6 protein-coding genes are annotated in these 24,251 nt (G+C 61.4%); 2 read left to right on the top strand and 4 right to left on the bottom strand.

What is annotated here, in order from left to right:
- Positions 1-14 precede the first annotated feature (14 nt).
- The 4 genes from HU718_RS01770 to HU718_RS01755 form a co-directional block, all read right to left on the bottom strand.
- Positions 15-911 (bottom strand): TauD/TfdA dioxygenase family protein, encoded by an 897-nt coding sequence (locus HU718_RS01770; protein ID WP_186616253.1) that lies wholly within the window; start codon positions 909-911, stop codon positions 15-17.
- 361 nt (positions 912-1,272) lie between these two features.
- Positions 1,273-2,640, bottom strand: coding sequence for an HlyD family type I secretion periplasmic adaptor subunit (locus HU718_RS01765; RefSeq protein WP_007918311.1), 1,368 nt, complete (start codon positions 2,638-2,640; stop codon positions 1,273-1,275).
- The gene (locus HU718_RS01760; protein WP_186616252.1) at positions 2,630-4,786 is read right to left on the bottom strand and encodes a type I secretion system permease/ATPase; all 2,157 of its coding nucleotides are present in this window, start codon (positions 4,784-4,786) and stop codon (positions 2,630-2,632) included. Before HU718_RS01760 ends, HU718_RS01765 begins: the two co-directional genes overlap by 11 nt.
- Positions 4,787-4,820: 34 nt before the next feature.
- The gene (locus HU718_RS01755; RefSeq protein ID WP_095122337.1) at positions 4,821-6,170 is read right to left on the bottom strand and encodes a TolC family outer membrane protein; all 1,350 of its coding nucleotides are present in this window, start codon (positions 6,168-6,170) and stop codon (positions 4,821-4,823) included.
- A gap of 359 nt (positions 6,171-6,529) precedes the next feature.
- Between HU718_RS01755 and HU718_RS01750 the strand changes: the two genes are divergently transcribed.
- Both HU718_RS01750 and HU718_RS01745 read left to right on the top strand, forming a co-directional pair.
- On the top strand, positions 6,530-23,668 hold the full coding sequence (locus HU718_RS01750; protein ID WP_186616251.1) for an immunoglobulin-like domain-containing protein: 17,139 nt from the start codon (positions 6,530-6,532) through the stop codon (positions 23,666-23,668).
- Between the two features lie 149 nt (positions 23,669-23,817).
- Complete coding sequence (locus HU718_RS01745; RefSeq protein WP_007918987.1) at positions 23,818-24,156, top strand: hypothetical protein; 339 nt, start codon at positions 23,818-23,820, stop codon at positions 24,154-24,156.
- Positions 24,157-24,251 lie beyond the last annotated feature (95 nt).

The following is a 24,251-nucleotide window of genomic DNA, read 5'->3' as shown; positions in this document are numbered from 1 at the left end:
CAATCTCCAGCGAATCAGAAAGGCGCGTCGCCCTGAATGGTCGTGCGATACAGCTTGCGGCGCAGGTGCGCCGGGCAGCCGGCGGCGAGATGGATCAGCGAACGGTTGTCCCAGAACACCAGATCGTGGGGCTGCCACTGATGGCGGTAGATGTTTTGCGGCAGCACGCTGTGGGCGTAGAGCTCGGTCAGCAGTTGCTGGCTCTCGTCTTCGGGCAGGCCGACAATGCGCGTGGTGAAACCTTCGCTGACGAACAGCGCCTTGCGTCCGTTCTCCGGGTGCGTACGCACCACCGGGTGCACCACTTCCGCGACCTGAGCCAGTTGCTCCGGGGTCAGGGTCGGGCGCCAGTTGCCTTCGAATTTGGTTTCGCTGTAACGCGCCGTGTAGGAGTGCGCGGCACTGCGGCCTTCGACCGCTTTGCGCAACGCTTCGGGCAAGTTGTCCCAGGCTTTGTGCATATCGGCGAACAGGGTATCGCCACCCTCGGACGGCAACTCCTGTGCGTGGAGCATCGAGCCGAGGCTTGGCAGCTCTTTATAGGAGAGGTCGGAGTGCCAGAATTTGCCGGCATCACCGAGGCCGATGTTCTGGCCGTTTTCGATGATGTTGGAAACGATGAGGATTTCCGGGTGATTGGCCAGCAGGAACTGCTTGAGCACATGGATCTGCAACACGCCGAAGCGGCGGCTGAAGTCGATCTGTTGCTGCGGGGTGATTTGCTGGTCGCGGAACACCACGACGTGGTGATCCAGGTGCGCGCGATGGATGCGCGCGAAGTCCTGATCATTGATCGACCGGGTGAGGTCGAGGCCGATGATTTCGGCGCCGACGGCACCGCTGAACGGACGAATTTCGAAAGTTTGCGGCGCGGCGGTCGCGGCGCTTGGGGAAGCAGTAGCTGCGGACATCTTTCCATCTCCCACGCACGGCACGCTCACGGGCGCGCTCGTCGATCAGACACTCACGCTGGATTGCGTGTTGGTTCAGGTCGTGCGGCGCGCCGATTGGTCGGCAGGTACGCAGGGGGATGACTTTATAGCTATAAGAATCGGAAATTAAATACCGTTAATGAATAACGATATGGCGATTGGTGAGGAATGGACTGGATGGTGAGTGACGGTTTTTGTCACTTCCTGACAGAGATGTGGTGTTTGGGCTGCCGCCATCGCGAGCAGGCTCACTCCTACAGGGATCGCATTCCATCTGGAGAAATGCGATTACTGTAGGAGTGAGCCTGCTCGCGATGAGGCCGGTAAGGCCGCTAGAGAATCAGCGCTCGTGCAACGCCTCGGCTCGCGCACGAATGATCGGCTTGAGCAGATAACTCAACACCGACTTCTTGCCGGTAATGATGTCCACCGACGCAACCATCCCCGGGATGATCAGCAACGGCTTTTCATCGGTACCCAAGTGGCTGCGCTCAGTACGCACCTTGATGATGTAATAGGTGGTTTTCTTGTCTTCGTCGGTAATGGTGTCGGCACCGATCTGCTCAAGCTTGGCTTTGAGCCCGCCGTAGATGGTGTAGTCGTAGGCAGTGAATTTGACGATCGCTTCCTGCCCCGGGTGCAGGAAGGCAATGTCCTGCGGACGGATCTTCGCTTCGACCAGCAAGGTGTCATCCAGCGGTACGATTTCGACCATGTCGCTGCCCGGCTGGATCACGCCACCAATGGTGTTGACCAGCAACTTGTTGACGATGCCGCGTACCGGCGATGTCACCAGCGTACGGCTGACGCGGTCTTCCAGGGCCTTGCCGGTCGCGCTGGCCTTGTTCAGGTCGGTGCGCGCCTCATTGAGTTGGGTCAGCGCTTCGCTGCGGAATTTGCCGCGCGTCTCGTCGATCTTGCGCTGCACTTCCTTGATCGCCGATTCGGCACGCGGGATGGCCAGCGTCGTTGCATCCAGCTGACCACGGGTTTCCACCTCGGCACGCTTCAGACGTAGCACTTCCACCGGCGACACCGCGCCCTGCGCCACCAGCGGCTCGGACATGTTGATTTCCTGGCGCTGCAAGCCAAGCTGCTGACGATACTGCGCTTGCTTGGAGGCGAATTCGCGCAGCTCTTGCTGACGCTGAATCAACTGCTCCTGCAACCCACCGATCTCGTCGTGCAGTTGCTGACGACGGCTGATGTACAGCGACTCTTCGCTTTTCGCCTGACCCGGCACGGCTTTGAGCACGTCTTCGGGGAAATTCAGCGGACGGTCATCGACTTCGGCGCTGAGGCGTTCTACGCGCAGCAGCATCGACAGGCGATCGGCTTCGGTTTCGCCGACGTTGGAGGCAAATCGCGTGTCGTCGAGGCGAATCAGCGGTGCGCCGGCTTCGACAATCTGGCCTTCCTTGACGAACAGTTCGGAGATGATCCCGCCCTCAAGGTTCTGGATTTTCTGGATCTTCGACGACGGAATCGCCTTGCCGTCGCCCTTGGTCACTTCGTCGATCACGGCGAAGTTGGCCCACAGCAGCAGGAAGATGAAGAAGCCGATGATCGCCCAGATGGTCAGACGCACGACCCGCGGGGCGTCTTCGATCAGCGCCTTGTTGACCTCCGGCAGCGGCTGGCCCTGCAGCGATGCCGAGCCTTTGAAGTAGCGACGGATCGAATCCTTGAAACCCGACTTAAGCAACACTGATCTGCCCCTTCTTCAACGCTTCCATCACGGCGGCTTTCGGGCCATCGGCGAGAATCTGTCCGCGGTCGATCACCAGCAGACGATCGACCAGCGACAACAGTGAAGCCCGGTGCGTGACCAGCACCACGGTCTTGTTTTCAATCACCGCCGCGAGGCGTTGCTTGAGGCGTTCTTCACCGGTGTTGTCCATCGCACTGGTCGGCTCGTCCATCAACAGGATCGGCGGATTGAGCAACAGCGCCCGGGCCAGCGCGACGTTCTGCCGTTGGCCACCGGAGAGGTTCTGCCCACGTTCGCCGACTTGCAGCTCATAGCCTTGCGGATGCAGACGGGCGAATTCGTGGACGCCGGCCAGTTCGGCCGCCTGCAGGACCAGCTCGTCTTCTACATAGCGTGCGCCGGAGACGAGGTTGTCACGCAGGGTGCCGGCCAGCAGTTGAATGTCTTGCGGCACGTAGCCGATGTTGTAGCGCAGTTCGCTGACGTCGATCTGGCGGATATCCACACCGTCGACCAGCAAGGCACCGTCGTCCGGCTGATACAGGCCGACCAACAGTTTGGCGAGGGAGCTCTTGCCCGAGCCGCTGCGGCCGATGATGCCGATCTTCTCGCCGGGACGGATCACCAGATTGATGTTCTTCAACGCCGGGTTCTGTTGTTCCGGGTAGGTGAAGCTGAGCTGGCGGCACTCGATCGCGCCTTGCAGAACCTTGCGGCTCAGCGGGCGTTCTTCGAAATTGCGCTCTTGCGGCAGCTCCATCATCTGGTCGACCGAAGTCATGGTCACCCGTGCCTGCTGATAACGGGTCAGCAGACCGGACAACGAGGCCAGCGGGCTGAGGGCGCGGCCACTAAGCATGTAGCAGGCAATCAGACCGCCCATGCTCAAGTTGCCGGCAATGATCTGGTAGACGCCGAAGACAATCATGATCACCCCGGCCAGTTGCTGGATCAGCAAGGTGATATTCATCGCCAGACCGGAGAGCATTTTCACCCGCAGCTCGAGGCGGCTGAGGGTGCCGATGGTCTGTTCCCACTGATACTGACGTTCGCTTTCGGCGTTGTTGACCTTGACCGCGTCAAGGCCGGCGAGGGTTTCGATCAGGCTCGACTGGCGCTCGGCACCGAGGGCCATGGTGCGTTCCATGGTGGCCACCAGCGGCTTCTGCAAGGCGTAGCCGATCAGCAGAGCAATCGGGAACGCCAACACTGGAATCCACACCAGATGCCCGCCGAGAATGGCGATGACAATAAAGATCAGGATGGTGAACGGCAGGTCGATCAGGCTGGTCAGGGTCAGCGAGGCAAGGAAGTCGCGCAGGCTCTGAAACTCGTGGATGTTCTGCGCAAAGCTGCCGACCCGCGCCGGGCGGTATTTCATCGACATGCCGACGATGCGTTCGAACAGCGTCGCCGAGATGATCAGGTCGGTTTTCTTCCCGGCCAGATCCAGGCACAGGCTGCGCAGGCTCTTGAGAATCAGGTCGAAGATATAGGCGCCAGTGATACCCAGCGCCAGCACCCACAGGGTCGCTTCGGCCTGGTTCGGCACCACGCGGTCGTAGACGTTCATCACGAACAGCGGCGCGGCCATGGCGATGATGTTGATCAGGAAACTCGCGGCGATCGCATCGGCGTACAGCCAGCGCGAACGCTTGAGGGTGTCGCGGAACCACGAGCGTGCACGCGGAATCAGCGTGCCGTGGTTGACGTCGAATTTGTGTTGCGGCTGAGCGAAAAAGACTTTGCCGGTGTAATCGTCGGCGAGCAGTTCGCGACTGACGATGGACTCGCCGCCGTCGGTTTCGCTGAGCAGCACCCGCGCTTCGTTGTCACCCTGCCAGCCGAGCAGGACGGCGCTGCGACCATCCTTGAGCAGCAGCAAGGCCGGCATGGCGATCGCCGGAATTTCTTCCAGTTTGCGTTGCAGCACCCGACCTTGCAGGCCGGCGCGAGCCGCGGCGCGGGGCAGCAACTCGACACTGAGGCGTTGTTTGGGCAGCGGCAGGCCGGTGGTCAGCATCGCCGCGCTGGCGGGTTTCTGATGAAGCATGCAAAGGGCGAGCAGTCCGTCCAGTAAAGGATCGTCGTGCAACGCGCGTGGATCATGACTGAGTTGAACTCGACTGACTTCTGATTCCACGCTCGACACTCTTTGACAGTTGAAAAGGGATAACTCAATTCATCCCAGGCAGCTGGACCTTGGGCTTGACGTCGTTCTGCACAACGGATGCCAACGGTGCGACCACTCCCTGGCTTCTGAGCAACTCGCCCATGGTCGCCTTGATTCGGTACTGAGTAAATAACTGAATGTTTTTGATTTCCGCCAGACGCCGCGAAGCGGTGAACAACTCGTTTTCGCTGTCGAGCAAATCGAGCAGGGTCCGTTCGCCAAGGCTGAACTGACGCTGGTAAGCGGTGCGCACCGAGGTGCTGTGATCGACGTATTGCTGCGCAATCGGCACCTGCGCGTTAGCGTTGTTCAAGGCGTTCCAAGCCAGACCGAGTTCTTCGTTCAACTGACGCAGGGCGTTGTTGCGGATGTCCAGCGCCTGGTTCGACAGGTACGACTTGGATTCCAGATCGGCCTTGTTGCTGCCACCGGAATAGAGGTTGAAGCGCATGCGCAGCATGGCTTGCCATTCGTTGTTGTGACCGTTCTGGCCGTCGAGGTCGTTGTCGGCTGTGCGGCCCAGCTCGGCGTCGAAACGTGGGTAGAAGGTCGATTTGGCGGTTTCATATTGCTTCTCGGCGGCGGCGATGTCGGACTCGGCCGAACGCAGGATCGGACTGTTTTCCAGCATCTGCTGGCGCGCTTCATTGAGGTTGGCCGGCATCATCGCCATGAACGGCGCCGGACGCTCGAGTTGATCGGGCATCTGGCCAACGGCGCTGAGGAAGTTGGTTTCCGAGTCGGCCAGATTGGTCTGCTCGGTGATCAGGTTGTTGCGGGCCTGGGCCATCCGCGCTTCAGCCTGATCGAGGTCGGCACCGCTGCCAACGCCGCGTTGGGTGCGCAACTGGATCTGGTCGTAGATGCGCTGGTGGCTCTTGAGGTTTTCTTCGGCCAGACGCACGAATTCGCGGCGGGTCAGCACGTCCAGATAGACCTGGGCGACAGTCAGCGCGGTGCGCTCGGAAGTGCCCAGCAAGGAGTAAGCGCGGGAGTTAACGGTGGCTTGTTGACGCCCGACTTCGCTGGACGTCGCAAAACCGTCAAAAACCATTTGCGAGAGACGTAAACTTGACTCGCTGCGGTTCAGGGTTTCGTAGTGGTTACCGGAATTGGCGCGGGTAGTAACGCTGTCGGTGCCTTCACGACCATAACCGCCGAGCAGATCGACCTTCGGCAGGTATCCACCTTTTGCCGCTCTTAATTGATAATCCGCGGCCAAACGACTGTTGACCCCAGCCTGGATTTCCGGATGGACATCCAGTGCCTGCTGCATGGCTTCTGGTAAGGATTGTGCTTGTACAAAAGAGGCGGCGAGAGCGAAGGGTACAGCCATGAAAAGGGGCAAACGCATGGTAATAATTTTCCAGAACTTCTTGTCTTGAATCACAGCAGAATGTCGTGCTGCGTCGGATGATTGGCAACCGGGTTGACCGTATGTCGGAAAGTTCAAAACAGGAACTGGATCACACGCTGAAGGACAGGTCGCCGCGGAAATATCAATGTGACATTAGTGGGGCGATTGTTTAGGATGGCACCCAGAAGGTCAATAGTTTGGCATAAAGTTAATAGCGAAAGAATATAGCCAAATTATTGACGAAAGTAAGCGTCAAACTTGTTTCGCAAAATTTTAAAGTACGTCCAGACTGAATCGGCATCCATGCCATCAGGTCCATGGAAGTCAACTGAACGTGACACCCCGGAGAGTCTTCAATGAGCAGTGTTGTTGCCATCGTCAAAAGCATTGTCGGTCAGGTATTCGTGGTGTCCCCAGAGGGCGTGCGTCGCGTACTCGTTGAAGGCGATCGCCTGTTCGTTGGCGACCAGATCGACACCGGCCTCTCCGGCGCCGTGTCACTTGAATTGGCCGATGGCCGCACCCTTGATCTGGGCCGTGAAACCCAGTGGAGCGCCAACGCGCCCGACTCCAGCACTGACCTGGCCGAGGCCACCGCGCAGGCTGCGCCGTCGGTAGCAGAACTGCAGCAAGCCATCGCCGCCGGTGTCGACCCGACCACCGCCCTCGATGCCACCGCTGCCGGCCCGAGCGCCGCAGGCACGGGTGGTGCCGCCGGTGGTGGCCACAGTTTCGTCATGCTCGACGCCACCGCTGGCCGCGTTGACCCGACCATTGGCTTCCCGACCGCAGGCATCAATGCTGGCGGTCAGGCCGCACAAAACATCACCGGCGGCCAGACCACCGACACCACCACCAACGCCCTGCGTGAGTCGACCCTGAGCCTCAGCGCCACGCCGTCCATCACCGAAGCCGGCGGCGTGCTGGTGTACACCGCGACCCTGACCCAGGCGCCGCTGACCGACCTGACCATCACCCTGTCCAACGGCGCGGTGATTGTGATTCCAGCCGGTTCCACCACCGGCACCGTCAACGTGCCGCTGGCGCCGAACGACACCGTTTATAACGACCCGACCCAGATCGACGTAACCGTCACCGGCACCACCGGCGGTAATGGCATCACCGTGACGCCGCCAACCACTCCGGCCACGACCCAGGTCACTGACACCATCGACACCACCACCGTCACCCTGACGGCGGGGCCAAGTGTCACCGAAGGCGGGCAGATCACTTACACCGCGACCCTGACCAATCCGGCACAAACCCCGGTGACTGTCACCCTGTCGAACGGCTCGACCATCACCATCGGCGCCGGCCAGACCACCGGCACCGTCAACGTGCCGACCCCGGCCAACGATGTCTATAACAACGGCAGCACCGTCACCACCACCATCACCGGTGCCAGCGGCGGCAACTTCGAAAACCTGGTGCCGAACCCGACACCAGCGGTGACCACCATCACCGACTCGATCGACACCACCAACCTGACCCTGACTGCCACCGGCACAGTGGTCGAGGGTGACCAGATCACCTACACCGCGACCCTGACCAACCCGGCGCAAACCCCGGTGACCGTCACCCTGTCGAACGGTTCGACCATCACCATTGAAGCCGGCCAGACCACGGGCACCGTCAACGTGCCGACCGCGGCCAACGACGTCTACAACAATGGCGGCACCGTCAGCACCACCATTACCGGCGCTTCCGGCGGCAACTTCGAAAGTCTGGTGCCAAACACCACGCCAGCCACCACCACGGTTACCGACTCGGTCGACACCACCAGTGTGAGCCTCACCGCTACCGGTACGGTCGTCGAAGGCGGCCAGATCACTTACACCGCGACGCTGACCAGTGCTGCGCAGACTCCGGTGACGATCACCCTGTCGAACGGCTCGACCATCACCATTGACGCCGGCCAGACTACCGGCAGCGTCAACGTGCCGACTGCGGCCAACGACGTTTACAACAATGGCAGCACCGTCAGCACCACCATCACCGGTGCTAGCGGTGGCAACTTCGAAAACCTGGTGCCGAACACGACGCCAGCGACCACCACCATTACCGACTCGATCGACGACACCAACCTGTCGCTGACAGCGACCGGGACTGTGGCCGAAGGTGGTTCGATTGTTTACACCGCGACCCTGACCAATCCTGCCGGCACACCGGTAACCGTGACCCTGAGCAACGGCTCGGTGATCACCATCGAGGCGGGCAAGACCACCGGCACCGTGACCGTTCCGGCGCCAGCCGATGACGTCTATAAAGACGCCGGCAAAGTTGAAGTGACCATCAAGGAAGCTTCCGGCGGCAACTTCGAGAACCTGGTGCCGAGCACCGTTCCTGCGGTTACCGAAGTGACTGACACCATCGACACCTCGACCGTGAAGCTGACGGCCGACACCTCGGTTGCTGAAGGTGGCACCATCACTTACACCGCCACCGTCGGCGCGCCGGTGACCGGTTCGCCTGTTGTGGTGACATTGGCCAACGGCCAGAGCATCACCATCGAAGTCGGCAAAACCACCGGTACCGTGACAACCACCGCGCCGAACGATGCGTTGACCGGCAATGCGCCGCTGACCAACTCGATCACTGGCGTTTCGGGTGGCAATTACGAAGATCTGGTGGCCGACAAGACTCCGGTTTCGACCAGCGTTACCGATGTTGCCGACACCACCAACCTGTCGCTGAGCGCGACCGGTTCCGTGGCTGAGGGTGGTTCGATTGTTTATACCGCCACGCTGACCAACGCCGCAGGTTCGCCTGTCACTGTGACCCTGAGCAACGGCTCGGTGATCACCATTGAGGCGGGTAAAACCACTGGCACCGTGACCGTTCCGGCGCCCGCCGATGACGTCTACAAAGACGCCGGCAAAGTCGAAGTGACCATCAAGGACGCCAGCGGCGGCAACTTCGAGAACCTCGTTCCGAGCACCGTTCCAGCCGTCACCGACGTAACCGATACCGTCGACACCACCACGGTCAAACTGACCGCCACCGAGTCGGCGGCTGAAGGTGGCACCGTCACTTACACCGCCACTGTTGGCGCTCCGGTGACCGGTTCGCCTGTGGTCGTGACCCTGGCCAATGGTCAGAACATCACCATCGAAGTCGGCAAAACCACCGGCACCGTGACCACCACTGCACCAAACGATGCGTTGACCGGCCACGCACCGATCACCAACGCGATCACGGGCGTGAGCGGCGGCAATTACGAAGACCTCGTTGCCGACAAAACCCCGGTCAGCACCACGGTGATTGACACCACTGACACCACCGACCTGACGCTGAGCGCTACAGGCACGGTGGCTGAAGGCGGTCAGATCACTTACACCGCAACCCTGACCAACGCAGCGGGTTCGCCTGTCACCGTAACCCTGTCGAACGGTTCGGTGATCACCATCGAAGCCGGCAAAACCACTGGCACCGTGACCGTTCCGGCGCCCGCTGATGACGTCTATAAAGACGCCGGCAAAGTCGAAGTCACGATCAAGGACGCCACCGGCGGCAATTTCGAGAATCTGGTGCCGAGCACCGTTCCGGCCGTCACCGACGTGACCGATACCGTCGACACCACCACCGTCAAACTGACCGCCACCGAGACTGCCGCTGAAGGTGGCACCGTTACCTACACCGCGACTGTCGGCGCGCCAGTGACCGGTTCGCCAGTGATCGTGACGTTGGCCAACGGCCAAACCATCACTATCGGTGTTGGCCAGACCGAGGGCACCGCAACCACCGTAGCGCCAAACGATGCGTTGAACGGCCACACCCCGCTGAGCAACGCAATCACTGATGTGAGCGGCGGTAACTACGAGAATCTGGTGGCGGACAAGACGCCGGTTTCGACCACTGTCACTGACACCGTCGACACCACCAACCTGTCGCTGACGGCGACCGGCACCGTTGCGGAAGGCGGTTCGATCGTTTACACCGCGACGCTGACCAACCCGGCCGGCACGCCGGTGACCGTGACCTTGAGCAACGGCTCGGTGATCACCATCGAAGCCGGTAAAACCACTGGCACCGTGACGGTTCCTGCGCCAGCAGATGACGTCTACAAAGACGCCGGCAAGGTCGAAGTCACGATCAAGGACGCCACTGGCGGCAACTTCGAGAACCTCGTTCCGAGTACCACCCCAGCCGTAACCGACGTCACTGACACCGTCGACACCACCAGCGTCAAACTCACCGCGACCGAGTCGGCAGCTGAGGGTGGCAGCGTGATTTACACCGCAACCGTCGGCGCGCCAGTGACCGGTTCGCCTGTGGTCGTGACCCTGGCTAACGGTCAGACCATCACCATTGGCGTAGGCCAGACCACCGGCACCGCGACCACCACCGCACCGAACGATGCATTGACCGGCCACGCGCCGATCACCAATGCGATCACTGAGGTGAGCGGTGGTAACTACGAAAATCTGGTCGCCGACAAAACCCCGGTTTCGACCACTGTTACTGACACCGTCGACACCACCAACCTGTCGCTGACTGCGACCGGCACCGTGGCGGAAGGCGGGTCGATCGTTTACACCGCGACGCTGACCAATCCGGCTGGCACGCCAGTGACCGTGACGTTGAGCAACGGTTCGGTGATCACCATTGAAGCCGGCAAAACCACCGGCACTGTCTCCGTTCCAGCTCCGGCCGATGACGTCTACAAAGACGCCGGCAAGGTCGAAGTGACCATCAAGGATGCCACTGGCGGCAACTTCGAGAACCTCGTTCCGAGCACCACCCCAGCCGTAACCGACGTCACTGACACCATCGACACCTCGACGGTCAAACTGACCGCTACCGAGTCGACGGCTGAAGGTGGCACCGTTACCTACACCGCAACCGTGGGCGCGCCAGTCACCGGTTCGCCTGTCGTCGTGACCTTGGCCAACGGCCAGAACATCACCATCGAAGTCGGCAAAACCACCGGCACCGTGACCACCACCGCACCGAACGATGCGCTGACTGGCCATGCACCGTTGATCAATGCGATCACCGACGTTTCCGGCGGCAATTACGAAAACCTCGTGGCTGACAAAACCCCGGTCAGCACCACCGTCACCGACACCACTGATACCACCAACCTGTCGCTGAGCGCGACGGGAACTGTGGCTGAAGGCGGCCAGATCACCTACACCGCGACCCTGACCAATGCCGCTGGCACGCCGGTGACCGTGACCCTGAGCAACGGCTCGGTGATCACCATCGAGGCGGGCAAGACCACCGGCACCGTGACCGTTCCGGCGCCTGCCGATGATGTCTATAAAGACTCAGGCAAAGTCGAAGTCACCATCAAGGATGCGACTGGCGGCAACTTCGAAAATCTGGTGCCGAGCACTGTCCCGGCCGTGACCGAAGTGACTGACACCATCGACACCTCGACCGTGAAGCTGACGGCCGACACCACTGTGGCTGAAGGTGGCACTGTCACCTATACCGCCACTGTCGGCGCGCCGGTCACCGGTTCGCCGGTCGTGGTGACCCTGGCCAATGGTCAGAGCATCACCATCGAAGTCGGCAAGACCACTGGCACCGTGACCTTCACCGCGCCGAACGATGCGTTGACCGGTCAGGCGTCGCTGGGTAATTCGATCACGGGTGTGAGCGGCGGCAACTACGAAAACCTGGTGGCTGACAAGACCCCGGTTTCGACTACGGTCACTGACACCGTCGACACCACTGACCTGTCGCTCAGCGCCACCAACTCGGTCGCCGAGGGCGGTTCGATCATCTACACCGCGACGCTGACCAACCCGGCTGGCTCGCCGGTGACTGTGACCCTGTCGAACGGCTCGGTCATTACCATCGAGGCCGGTAAAACCACCGGCACCGTGACTGTCGCTGCGCCAGCCGATGACGTCTACAAAGACGCCGGCAAAGTCGAAGTCACCATCAAGGACGCCACCGGCGGCGACTTCGAGAATCTGGTACCGAGCACTGTCCCGGCCGTGACCGAAGTCACTGATACCGTCGACACTACCACCGTCAAACTGACCGCCACCGAGTCAGCGGCTGAAGGTGGCACCGTCACCTACACCGCCACGGTCGGTGCGCCAGTCACTGGCTCGCCAGTTGTGGTGACCCTGGCCAACGGTCAGAACATCACCATCGAAGTGGGTAAAACCACTGGCACCGTGACCACCACTGCGCCGAACGATGCGTTGAACGGCCACACCCCGCTGACCAATGCGATCACTGATGTGAGCGGCGGTAACTACGAGAATCTGGTAGCCGACAAGACACCGGTTTCAACCAACGTTACTGACACTGTCGACACCACCAACCTGTCGCTGACCGCGACTGGCACCGTGGCTGAAGGCGGTTCGATTGTTTACACCGCGACCCTGACCAACCCGGCCGGTACCCCGGTCACCGTGGCCCTGTCGAACGGTTCGGTGATCACCATCGAAGCGGGCAAAACCACCGGCACCGTGACGGTTCCTGCGCCAGCCGATGACGTTTACAAAGACGCTGGCAAAGTCGAAGTGACCATCAAGGACGCCACCGGCGGCAACTTCGAGAACCTCGTTCCGAGCACCACGCCAGCAGTTACTGACGTTACCGACACCATCGACACTTCGACGGTCAAACTGACCGCCACCGAGTCGGCAGCTGAAGGTGGCACCGTCACCTACACCGCCACGGTCGGTGCGCCAGTCACTGGCTCGCCAGTTGTGGTGACCCTGGCCAACGGTCAGAACATCACCATCGAAGTGGGTAAAACCACCGGCACCGTGACCACGACCGCACCGAATGATGCGCTGACTGGCCATGCACCGCTGACCAACGCGATCACGAATGTTTCCGGCGGCAATTACGAAAACCTCGTGGCCGACAAAACCCCGGTCAGCACCACCGTCACTGACACTGTCGACACCACCAACCTGTCGCTGAGCGCCACCGGCTCGGTGAACGAAGGCGGCCAGATTACCTACACCGCGACGCTGACCAACGCCGCTGGCAGTCCGGTCACCGTAACCCTGAGCAACGGTTCGGTGATCACCATCGAGGCCGGCAAAACTTCCGGCACCGTGACCGTCGACGCACCGAAAGACGACGTCTACAAAGACGCCGGCACCGTTGAAGCGACCATCAAAGGCGCGACCGGTGGCGACTTCGAAAACCTCGTCACCAGCACTGCCCCGGCCGTCACCACCGTCAACGACACCATCGACACCTCCACCGTGTCACTGACTGCCACGGCGAACGTCGCCGAAGGCGAAACCGTGGTCTACACCGCGACCGTGACCGCGCCAGTGACTGGCTCGCCGGTTGTCGTGACCCTGTCCAACGGCCAGACCATTACCATCGCTGTCGGTGAAACCACCGGCTCGGTGAACTTCGTTGCACCGAACAGCCCATTGGCCGGCGGCAGCTCGCTGAGCGTGACCATCGATGGCGCCACTGGCGGCAATTACGAAAAACTCGCGGTCGACGGCAAGTCCGCCGACACCGCGGTATCGGACACCACCGACACCACTAACCTGAACCTGACCGCGACCGATTCGGTGGCTGAAGGCGGCTCGATCGTTTACACCGCGACCCTGACCAACCCGGCCGGCACCCCTGTAACCGTGGCCCTGTCGAACGGTTCGGTGATCACCATCGAAGCGGGCAAAACCACCGGCACCGTGACCGTTCCAGCGCCTGCCGATGACGTCTACAAAGACGCTGGCAAAGTCGAAGTGACGATCAAGGATGCAACCGGCGGTAACTTCGAGAACCTGGTGCCTAGCACCGTGCCAGCGGTGACCAACGTTACCGACACCATCGACACCACCAGCGTCAAACTCACCGCGACCGAGTCGGCGGCTGAGGGCGGCAGCGTGACTTACACCGCAACCGTCGGCGCGCCAGTGACCGGTTCGCCTGTGGTCGTGACCCTCGCTAACGGTCAGACCATCACCATCGGCGTCGGCCAGACCACCGGCACCGCGACCACCATCGCGCCGAACGATGCATTGAGCGGTCACGCGCCGATCACCAATGCGATCACCGAGGTGAGCGGCGGCAACTTCGAAAACCTGGTGGCGGACAAGACCCCGGTTTCGACCAATGTCACCGACACTGTCGACACCACTGACCTGTCGCTGACGGCGACCGGCACCGTTGCGGAAGGTGGTTCGATCATCTACACCGCGACGCTGACCAATGCAGCTGGCAGCCCGGTCACCGTGACCCTGTCGAATGGTGCGGTAATCACCATCGAAGCTGGTAAAACCACCGGGACCGTGACTGTTCCTGCACCAGCAGACGACGTCTACAAAGACGCGGGCAAAGTCGAAGCGACGATCTCCACCGCAACTGGCGGCAACTTCGAAAACCTGGTGCCGAGCACTGTGCCGGCCGTAACCGAAGTCACCGATACCATCGACACCTCGACCGTCAAATTGACAGCCGACACTTCCGTGGCTGAAGGCGGCATGGTTACTTACACCGCCACTGTTGGCGCTCCGGTAACCGGTTCGCCGGTCACCGTAACCCTGGCCAATGGTCAGAACATCACCATCGAAGTCGGTAAAACCACCGGCACCGTAACCTTCATCGCACCGAACGATGCGCTGACCGGCCACGCGCCGATCACCAACGCGATCACCGGTGTCACTGGTGGCAACTACGAAAATCTCGTGGCCGACAAGACCCCGGTCAGCACCACCGTGACCGACACCGTCGACACCACTAACCTGTCGCTAAGCGCGACCGGTTCTGTGGCTGAGGGCGGCTCGATCACCTACACCGCCACATTGACCAACGCGGCTGGCTCGCCAGTGACCGTGACCCTGTCGAACGGCGCGGTGATTACCATCGAAGCCGGCAAAACCACTGGCACCGTGACCGTTCCAGCCCCGGCCGATGACGTCTACAAAGACGCGGGCAAGGTTGAAGCGACGATCTCCACCGCTACCGGTGGCAACTTCGAAAACCTGGTGCCGAGCACTGTTCCGGCCGTGACCGAAGTGACTGACACCATCGACACCTCGACCGTCAAACTGACGGCTGATACGTCGGTCGCTGAAGGCGGCACCGTCACTTACACCGCCACTGTCGGCGCTCCAGTCACCGGTTCGCCGGTCACCGTGACTTTGGCCAACGGCCAGAACATCACCATCGAAGTTGGCAAAACCACCGGCACCGTCACCTTCACCGCACCGAACGATGCGCTGACCGGTCACGCTCCGCTGACCAACGCGATCACTAACGTGAGCGGCGGTAACTACGAGAATCTGGTGGCTGACAAGTCTCCGGTTTCGACTAACGTCACCGATACCGTCGACACCACCAACCTGTCGCTGAGCGCGACGGGTTCGGTTGCTGAAGGTGGCTCGATCGTCTACACCGCGACCCTGACCAATGCCGCCGGTTCACCAGTGACCGTGACGCTGAGCAACGGTGCGGTGATCACCATCGAAGCCGGCAAAACCACCGGCACCGTGACCGTTCCAGCTCCGGCAGATGACGTCTACAAAGACGCCGGCAAAGTCGAAGCAACGATCTCCACCGCTACCGGTGGCAACTTCGAAAACCTGGTGCCGAGCACCGTTCCGGCCGTGACCGAAGTCACCGACACCATCGACACCTCGACCGTCAAACTGACGGCTGATACGTCGGTCGCTGAAGGCGGCACCGTCACTTACACCGCCACTGTGGGCGCTCCAGTGACCGGCTCGCCAGTCGTGGTGACCCTGGCCAACGGCCAGAACATCACCATCGAAGTCGGCAAAACCACCGGTACCGTGACCATCACTGCACCGAACGATGCACTGACCGGTCAGGCGCCACTGACCAACTCGATCACCGGCGTTACTGGCGGCAATTACGAAAACCTCGTGGCCGACAAGACCCCGGTTTCGACCACGGTCACCGATACCGTCGACACCACCAACCTGTCGCTGAGCGCGACGGGTTCGGTTGCTGAAGGGGGCTCGATCGTCTACACCGCGACGCTGACCAACGCGGCTGGCTCGCCGGTCACCGTGACCCTGTCGAACGGCGCTGTAATCACCATCGAAGCGGGCAAAACCACCGGCACCGTGACCGTCGCAGCGCCGGCGGATGACGTTTACAAAGATGCAGGTAAAGTCGAAGCAACCATTTCGACCGCGACCGGCGGCAACTTCGAGAACCTGGTTCCGAGCACTGTTCCAGCCGTCACCAACGTCACCGACACCATCGACACCACCACCGTCAAACTGACCGCCACCGAGTCAGCAGCTGAAGGTGGCACCGTCACCTACACCGCCACTGTTGGCGCAGCCGTCACTGGCTCGCCTGTCGTCGTAACCCTGGCCAACGGTCAGACGATCACCATCGGCGTCGGCCAGACCACCGGCACGGCGACCGCCACTGCGCCGAATGACGCATTGACCGGCCACGCTCCGCTGACCAACGCGATCACCAACGTGACAGGTGGCAACTTCGAGAACCTGGTGGCCGACAAGACCCCGGTCAGCACCAACGTGACCGACACCGTCGACACCACCAACCTGTCGCTGAGCGCGACGGGTTCGGTTGCTGAAGGTGGCTCGATCGTCTACACCGCGACCCTGACCAATGCCGCCGGTTCACCAGTGACCGTGACGCTGAGCAACGGTGCGGTGATCACCATCGAAGCCGGCAAAACCACCGGCACCGTGACCGTTCCAGCACCAGCCGACGACGTCTACAAAGACGCCGGCACCGTGCAGGCCACGATCAGCACCGCCACCGGTGGCAACTTCGAAAATCTGGTGCCGAGCACAACGCCGGCCGTGACCAGCGTCACCGACACCATCGACACCACCACCGTGAAACTGTCGGCCACCGAGTCGGCGGCTGAAGGCGGCAACGTCGTCTACACCGCAACCGTCGGCGCACCGGTAACCGGCTCGCCAGTTGTCGTGACGTTGGCCAACGGTCAAACCATCACCATCGGTGTAGGCCAGACCACGGGCACCGCAACCACCGCAGCGCCAAACGATGCATTGACCGGTCACGCGCCGCTGACCAACGCGATCACCAACGTCACGGGCGGTAACTACGAAAACCTCGTGGCCGACAAAACCCCGGTCAGCACCAACGTGACCGACACTGTCGACACCACCAATCTGTCGCTGAGCGCGACTGGCTCGGTGGCTGAAGGTGGCTCGATCGTCTACACCGCAACCTTGACCAACGCCGCTGGCTCGCCAGTGACCGTAACCCTGTCCAACGGCGCCGTGATCACCATCGACGCCGGCAAAACCACTGGCACCGTGACCGTTCCGGCACCGGCCGACGACGTCTACAAAGACGCCGGCACCGTGCAAGCGACGATCAGTACCGCCACCGGTGGCAACTTCGAAAATCTGGTACCAAGCACGACGCCGGCTATCACCAGCGTTACCGATACCATCGACACCACCACGGTGAAACTGACCGCGACTGCCACTGCCGCTGAGGGCGGCAATGTCGTCTACACCGCAACCGTCGGCGCGCCAGTAACCGGTTCGCCAGTCGTGGTAACCCTGTCGAACGGTCAGACCATCACCATTGGTGTTGGCCAGACCACCGGTACCGCGACCACTACCGCGCCAAACGACGTATTGACCGGTCACGCACCGCTGACCAACGCGATCACCGACGTGACCGGCGGTAACTTCGAAAACCTCGTGGCCGACAAAACCCCGGTCAGCACCAACGTGACCGACACTGTCGACACCACCAATCTGTCGCTGAGCGCGACTGGCTCGGTGGCTGAAGGCGGTTCGATTGTTTACACCGCGACCTTGACCAACGCCGCTGGCTCGCCAGTCACCGTGACGCTGAGCAACGGCGCCGTGATCACCATCGACGCTGGCAAGACCACCGGCACCGTAACCGTTCCAGCGCCAGCCGATGACGTCTACAAAGACGCCGGTACCGTGCAGGCGACGATCAGCACCGCCACCGGTGGCAACTTCGAAAACCTCGTGCCGAGCACGACTCCAGCCGTGACCAGCGTTACCGACACGATCGACACCAGCACCGTAAAACTCACTGCAACCACAACTGCAGCCGAGGGCGGCAACGTTGTCTACACCGCGACTGTCGGCGCGCCAGTCACCGGTTCGCCGGTTGTCGTGACCCTGGCCAACGGCCAGACCATCACCATTGGTGTTGGCCAGACTACGGGGACTGCGACCACTACCGCACCGAACGATGCGCTGACCGGTCAGGCGCCACTGACCAACTCGATCACCAACGTGACGGGCGGCAACTACGAGAACCTCGTGGCCGACAAAACCCCGGTCAGCACCAACGTGACTGACACCGTCGACACCACCAACCTGTCGCTCAGTGCGACCGGTTCTGTGGCTGAAGGCGGTTCGATTGTTTACACCGCTACGCTGACCAACGCCGCTGGTTCGCCAGTGACCGTAACCCTGTCGAACGGCGCCGTGATCACCATCGACGCCGGTAAAACCACTGGCACCGTGACCGTTCCAGCGCCAGCCGACGACGTCTACAAAGACGCCGGCAACGTGCAGGCGACGATCAGCAACGCTACCGGTGGCAACTTCGAAAACCTGGTGCCGAGTACGACTCCGGCCGTGACCAGCGTCACCGACACGATCGACACCACCACTGTGAAGCTGACCGCCACTGAGTCGGCGGCTGAAGGCGGCAACGTCGTCTATACCGCTACCGTAGGCGCACCGGTTACCGGCTCGCCGGTTGTCGTGACCCTGTCGAACGGTCAGACCATCACCATCGGCGTCGGCCAGACCACTGGCACCGTCACCACCACCGCTCCGAACGATGCGTTGACTGGCCACGCGCCGCTGACCAACTCGATCACCAACGTCACGGGCGGCAATTACGAAAACCTCGTTGCCGACAAGACGCCGGTTTCGACCAACGTCACTGACACCGTCGACACCACCAACCTGTCGCTGTCCGCGACCGGCACCGTGGCCGAAGGCGGCTCGATTGTTTACACCGCGACATTGACCAACGCCGCTGGCTCGCCAGTGACCGTCACCCTGTCCAACGGCGCCGTGATCACCATCGACGCCGGCAAAACCACCGGCACCGTGACCGTTCCAGCCCCAGCCGATGACGTCTACAAAGACGCCGGCAACGTCCAGGCAACGATCAAAACCGCCACCGGTGGCAGCTTCGAAAACCTGGTCACCAGCACGGCTCCGGCCGTGACCAGTGTGACTGACACCATCGACACCACCACCGTGAAGCTGACCGCGACCGGCTCTGCGGCTGAAGGCGGCAACGTTGTCTACACCGCCACTGTCGGTGCAGCCGTGACCGGCTCGCCGGTTGTCGTGACCCTGGCCAACGGTCAGACCATCACCATCGACATCGGCAAAACCACTGGCACCGTGACCACCGCCGCACCAAACGATGCGTTGACTGGTCACGCACCGCTGACCAACTCGATTACCAACGTAACGGGCGGCAACTACGAAAATCTGGTGGCCGACAAGACCCCGGTCAGCACCACCGTGACCGACACCGTCGACACCACCAACCTGACGCTGTCCGCGACCGGCACCGTGGCTGAAGGTGGCCAGATCACCTACACCGCGACCCTGACCAACGCCGCTGGCTCGCCAGTGACCGTGACCCTCAGCAACGGTTCGGTAATCACCATCGACGCTGGCAAAACCACTGGCACCGTGACTGTTCCTGCACCGGCTGACGACGTCTACAAAGACGCCGGCACCGTGCAGGCGACCATCACCGGCACCAATGGCGGCGGCTTCGAAAACCTCGTGACCAACACCACGCCAGCTGTGACCAGCGTCACTGACACCGTCGACACCACCACCGTCAGCATCACCGGCAGCAGCTCGGTGACCGAAGGCCAGACCGCCAGCTACACGGTCAGCCTGAACCACCCGGCACAAACCGAAGTGACCCTGAAAATCGTCTACAGCGGTACCGCCGCCGACGGCTCGGACTTCACTGGCGTTTACACCGTGAAGATCCCGGCAGGTGCGAGCAGCGCGCAGTTCAATGTCGCCACCATCGATGACAAGATCACCGAAGGCACCGAGAACTTCGTGGTCAAGATCGATTCCGCCACTGGCGGCAACTTCGAGAACCTTGCGGTCAGCAGCACCAACGGCAGCGTCAGCACGTCGATCATCGACAACGATGCGCCGCCGGTGCTCGACCTGGATGCCAACAACTCCAGCGGCGCCACCGGTGCCGACTACAAGGTGACCTTCACCGAAAACACCCCGGGCGCGGGCGTGTCGATTGCCGACACCGACATCAGCATCACCGACCCGGACAGCACCATGCTCACCGGTGCCACTGTGGTTCTGACCAACCGTCAGGACGGCGATGCGCTGAATCTGGGCAACAGCGTCAACGGCATCACCATCAATGCCAACAGCACCAACGGCACCGTGACCCTGACGCTGTCGGGCAACGCGACACTGGCCGACTACATGCAGGCCATCAAGAACATCAGCTTCACCAACGGCAGTGAAAACCCGAGCACCGTGCCACGGATCATCACCGTGACCGTGACCGATGGCGGCAACTACTCCAACACCGCGACCACCACGGTCAACGTGGTAGCGGTCAACGACGCTCCGGTGGCTGCACCGAGCAATGTCACCGGTACCGAAGACACCCCGCTGGTGCTCGGCTGGTCAACCTTCGGCGTGACCGACGTCGACAGCCCGGCCAGCAGCCTCGGCATCAAAATCACCCAACTGCCGGGCGAAGGCAAACTGCAGTATCTGGACGGTTCGACCTGGAAAGACGTCGCCAACAACCAGACCTTCAGCAAGGCTGACATCGACGCCGGCAAGCTGCGCTTCCTGCCGGATGCCAACGAGTCGGGCGTCAACGGTTACGGTGGCACAGGTCTGGGCAACAACCAGGCTGACTACGCGCAAATCAAGTTCCAGCCAACCGACGGCCAGTTGCTGGGCAATACCGGCACCGTGAAGATCGACATTACTCCGGTGGCGGATGCACCGACCGTGAGCGTCGCCGACAACAGCGTGAAGTCCACCGGCCTGATCAAGGAAGTCTGGACCGGCCTGGCGGGTCTGGGCACCAACGGCAATGGCGCGGATTCGACCACGTTGAAAAACGTCATCGACGGCGCTGGCACTCCGAACACCAGCACCAATGTGAACAACGTGCAGTCCGACGGCAGCGTGACCGCCGGCACAGCGTCGAAGACCTCGGGCCTGATCTATCTGGAAGCCGGCAAGACCTACACCTTCAGCGGCATCGGCGATGACAGCCTGTTGGTCACCATTGGTGGCAAGAATGTGGCATCGACCACGTGGGGCGTGGGCGGCAACCTCAACGGTTCGTTCACCCCGACCACCAGCGGCTACTACACCCTGGACATCTACCACCACAACCAGAGCGGCCCGGGCAGCTACGACGTCAATCTGTCGGTCAACGGCAGTACGCCGATCGACCTGAGCAGCGCCGGCGTACCGATCTACACCGGCGTGAAGGATCTGGTGAACTCGGGCGTGACCGTCTCCGATCTGCACGGCACTAACGGCGAAGGCTATTACGACGGCTACAAACTCAACACCGGCGCCGAAGGCACCACGGTGAAACTGTCGGCAATCACCACCGCGCTGACTGACACCGACGGCTCGGAAACCCTGAGCGTGAAGATCAGCGGCGCGCCGGTCGGCTCGGTGCTCAGCGATGGCGCGGGGCATACCTTCACCGTCACCGCCAGCAGCGGCGACGCCAACGTCACCGGCTGGAACCTCGGCAGCCTGACCGTGACCCCTCCGCCGTACTACAACGGCCAGTTCAACCTGACCGTGACCTCGACCTCCACCGAAATGGTCGGCGGTTCGGCGAGCAGCACCGCGACCATTCCGGTCACCGTGGTGCCGGCGGTCTACAACGCTGTTGTGGCAACCTCGGGCGACGATACTGTCACCGGCACCGATGGCAACGACATCATCGTCGCCGACATCGGTGGCCTGACCGTGGTGCCGGGCACCAACTACAACATCGCGTTCATGGTCGACAGCTCCGGCAGCATGAGCGCGTCGTCGCTCAACGCGGCCAAAGACTCGCTGACCTCGGTGTTCAACAGCCTCAAGCAGAGCCTGGGCGGCAGCAATTCGGGCACGGTGAACATCTTCCTCGTCGACTTCGATACCCAGGTCAACAAGTCGGTGTCGGTGAACCTCAACGACCCGAACGCACTGACGCAACTCAAAGCGGTACTGGACTCGATGGCCTCCGGCGGCGGCACCAACTACGAGGACGTGTTCAAGACCACGGCCAACTGGTTCCAGAGCGCTGACGCGGTGGCCAACACCGGGGCGAAGAACCTCACGTACTTCATCACCGACGGCCAGCCGACCTACTACCAGAGCGGCGAGCAGACCAACCCGACGCTGTACGGCAACGTGAAGCTCGACGATGTGGTGAAAACCAGCAACTACAAGCCGGGCGATACCTTCAGCACTTATATCGACAATACCCATGCGTTGACGATCAACAGCGCCGGCACCGTAACCCTGCAAACCTACAATTCGTGGTGGGGCTGGAGCAGCTCTAATCTGGGCACCATCCACGCTCAGGGCGACGGCACTTATGAGTTGTCGAGTCTGGCGGGTACCGGTAACAGCACCAACTCGTCAACGACCAGTAACTCGACCAGTGGCTTTGCCTTGCTCAGCGGTCTGTCGAACGTCGAGGCTATCGGACTGAACAACGATGTCAGCCTCAACGATCTGAAGCCTTACGATTCGGATAAAACGCCGCAGACCAACATCGATCCGAAGGATCTGGCCAACTCGATCATCGGCCACACCGAAGCGACGATGCCGGGCAACGACACCGTCAGCGGTGGCGACGGCAATGACATCCTGTTCGGCGACCTGGTGAGCTTCAACGGCATTGCCGGTGAGGGTTATCAGGCGATGCAGGCGTTCGTGGCCAAGGAAACCGGGGTTGACGTCAGCAAGGTCACCACCAGCAACGTGCACCAATACATCACCGAGCACTATCAGGCGTTCGATGTCTCCGGCGCGCACGACGGTAACGACACGCTGTTGGGTGGCGCGGGCAATGACATCCTCTTCGGCTCGGGCGGCAACGACTGGCTCGATGGCGGCAAAGGCAATGACATCCTCCTCGGCGGCACCGGCAACGACACGCTGATCGGCGGTCAGGGCAACGACATCCTGATCGGTGGTTCGGGTGCCGACACCTTCGTCTGGAAGGCGGGCGACACCGGCAACGACGTGATCAAGGACTTCAAGGCCAGCGAAGGCGACCGCATCGACCTGCGTGATTTGTTGCAGGGCGAGACCGGTAGCACCATCGATAACTTCCTGAAGATCACCACGGTCGACGGCACGTCGTCACTGCAAGTCAGCTCGGCAGGCAAGTTCAATTCGGGCGACGCCGCTGCGGCAACCCCGGATGTGACGATCAAACTGGAAGGCAACAACTGGTCGAGTGCCAACATTCACAACCTGATTGCCGGCAGCGATCCGACCATCAAGGTCGACCACAACAACAGCTGATACGTGAACAAAAACGGCCGCCCTTCTGGTGTGGCCGTCACGTTTGTGCTGACCGGACCGGTGACGATTGCGCCGCCGCCCCGCATACTCGCGCGCAGTTGGCTATGCTGCTGACAGCATGACGCTGGTTCATTTCTGAGGGATGCTCAATGTTTTACGTGCAACGCGATGCGCAAGGTCTGTTGATTCGCGTGGAAGCCGCGGCCTACGCCGAGGCCACGGAAACCCTGCCGGCCGACAGCCATGAAATCCAGGCCTGGTTCGCCAACGAAGTGGTGGAAACCAGCCTGAAACAGCTCAAGCAGAGCGACTTCGAAATGATTCGGGTACTCGACGACCTGATTCAGGTGCTGACCCAGAAAGGCGTGATCCGCGTCACCGACCTGCCACCGGCGGCTCAGGCCAAGTTGATGGACCGGACACAGGCGCGGGAAGCATTGGGCGGGTTGAGTCAGTTGATTGATGAGGATGAGGGCGGGTTGATCTGATCCAGGATTTTCATCGGCTGTTCAGGCCTCTTCGCGAGCAGGCTCGCTCCCACAGGGGAATGCATTCCAAATGTGGGAGCGAGCCTGCTCGCGAA

The sequence above is a fragment of the Pseudomonas tensinigenes genome (assembly GCF_014268445.2).
In the GTDB taxonomy this organism is placed as follows: Bacteria; Pseudomonadota; Gammaproteobacteria; order Pseudomonadales; family Pseudomonadaceae; genus Aquipseudomonas; species Aquipseudomonas tensinigenes.
Note: the sequence above shows the minus strand (reverse complement) of the source record. Positions and strands in the feature narration are given on the sequence as shown.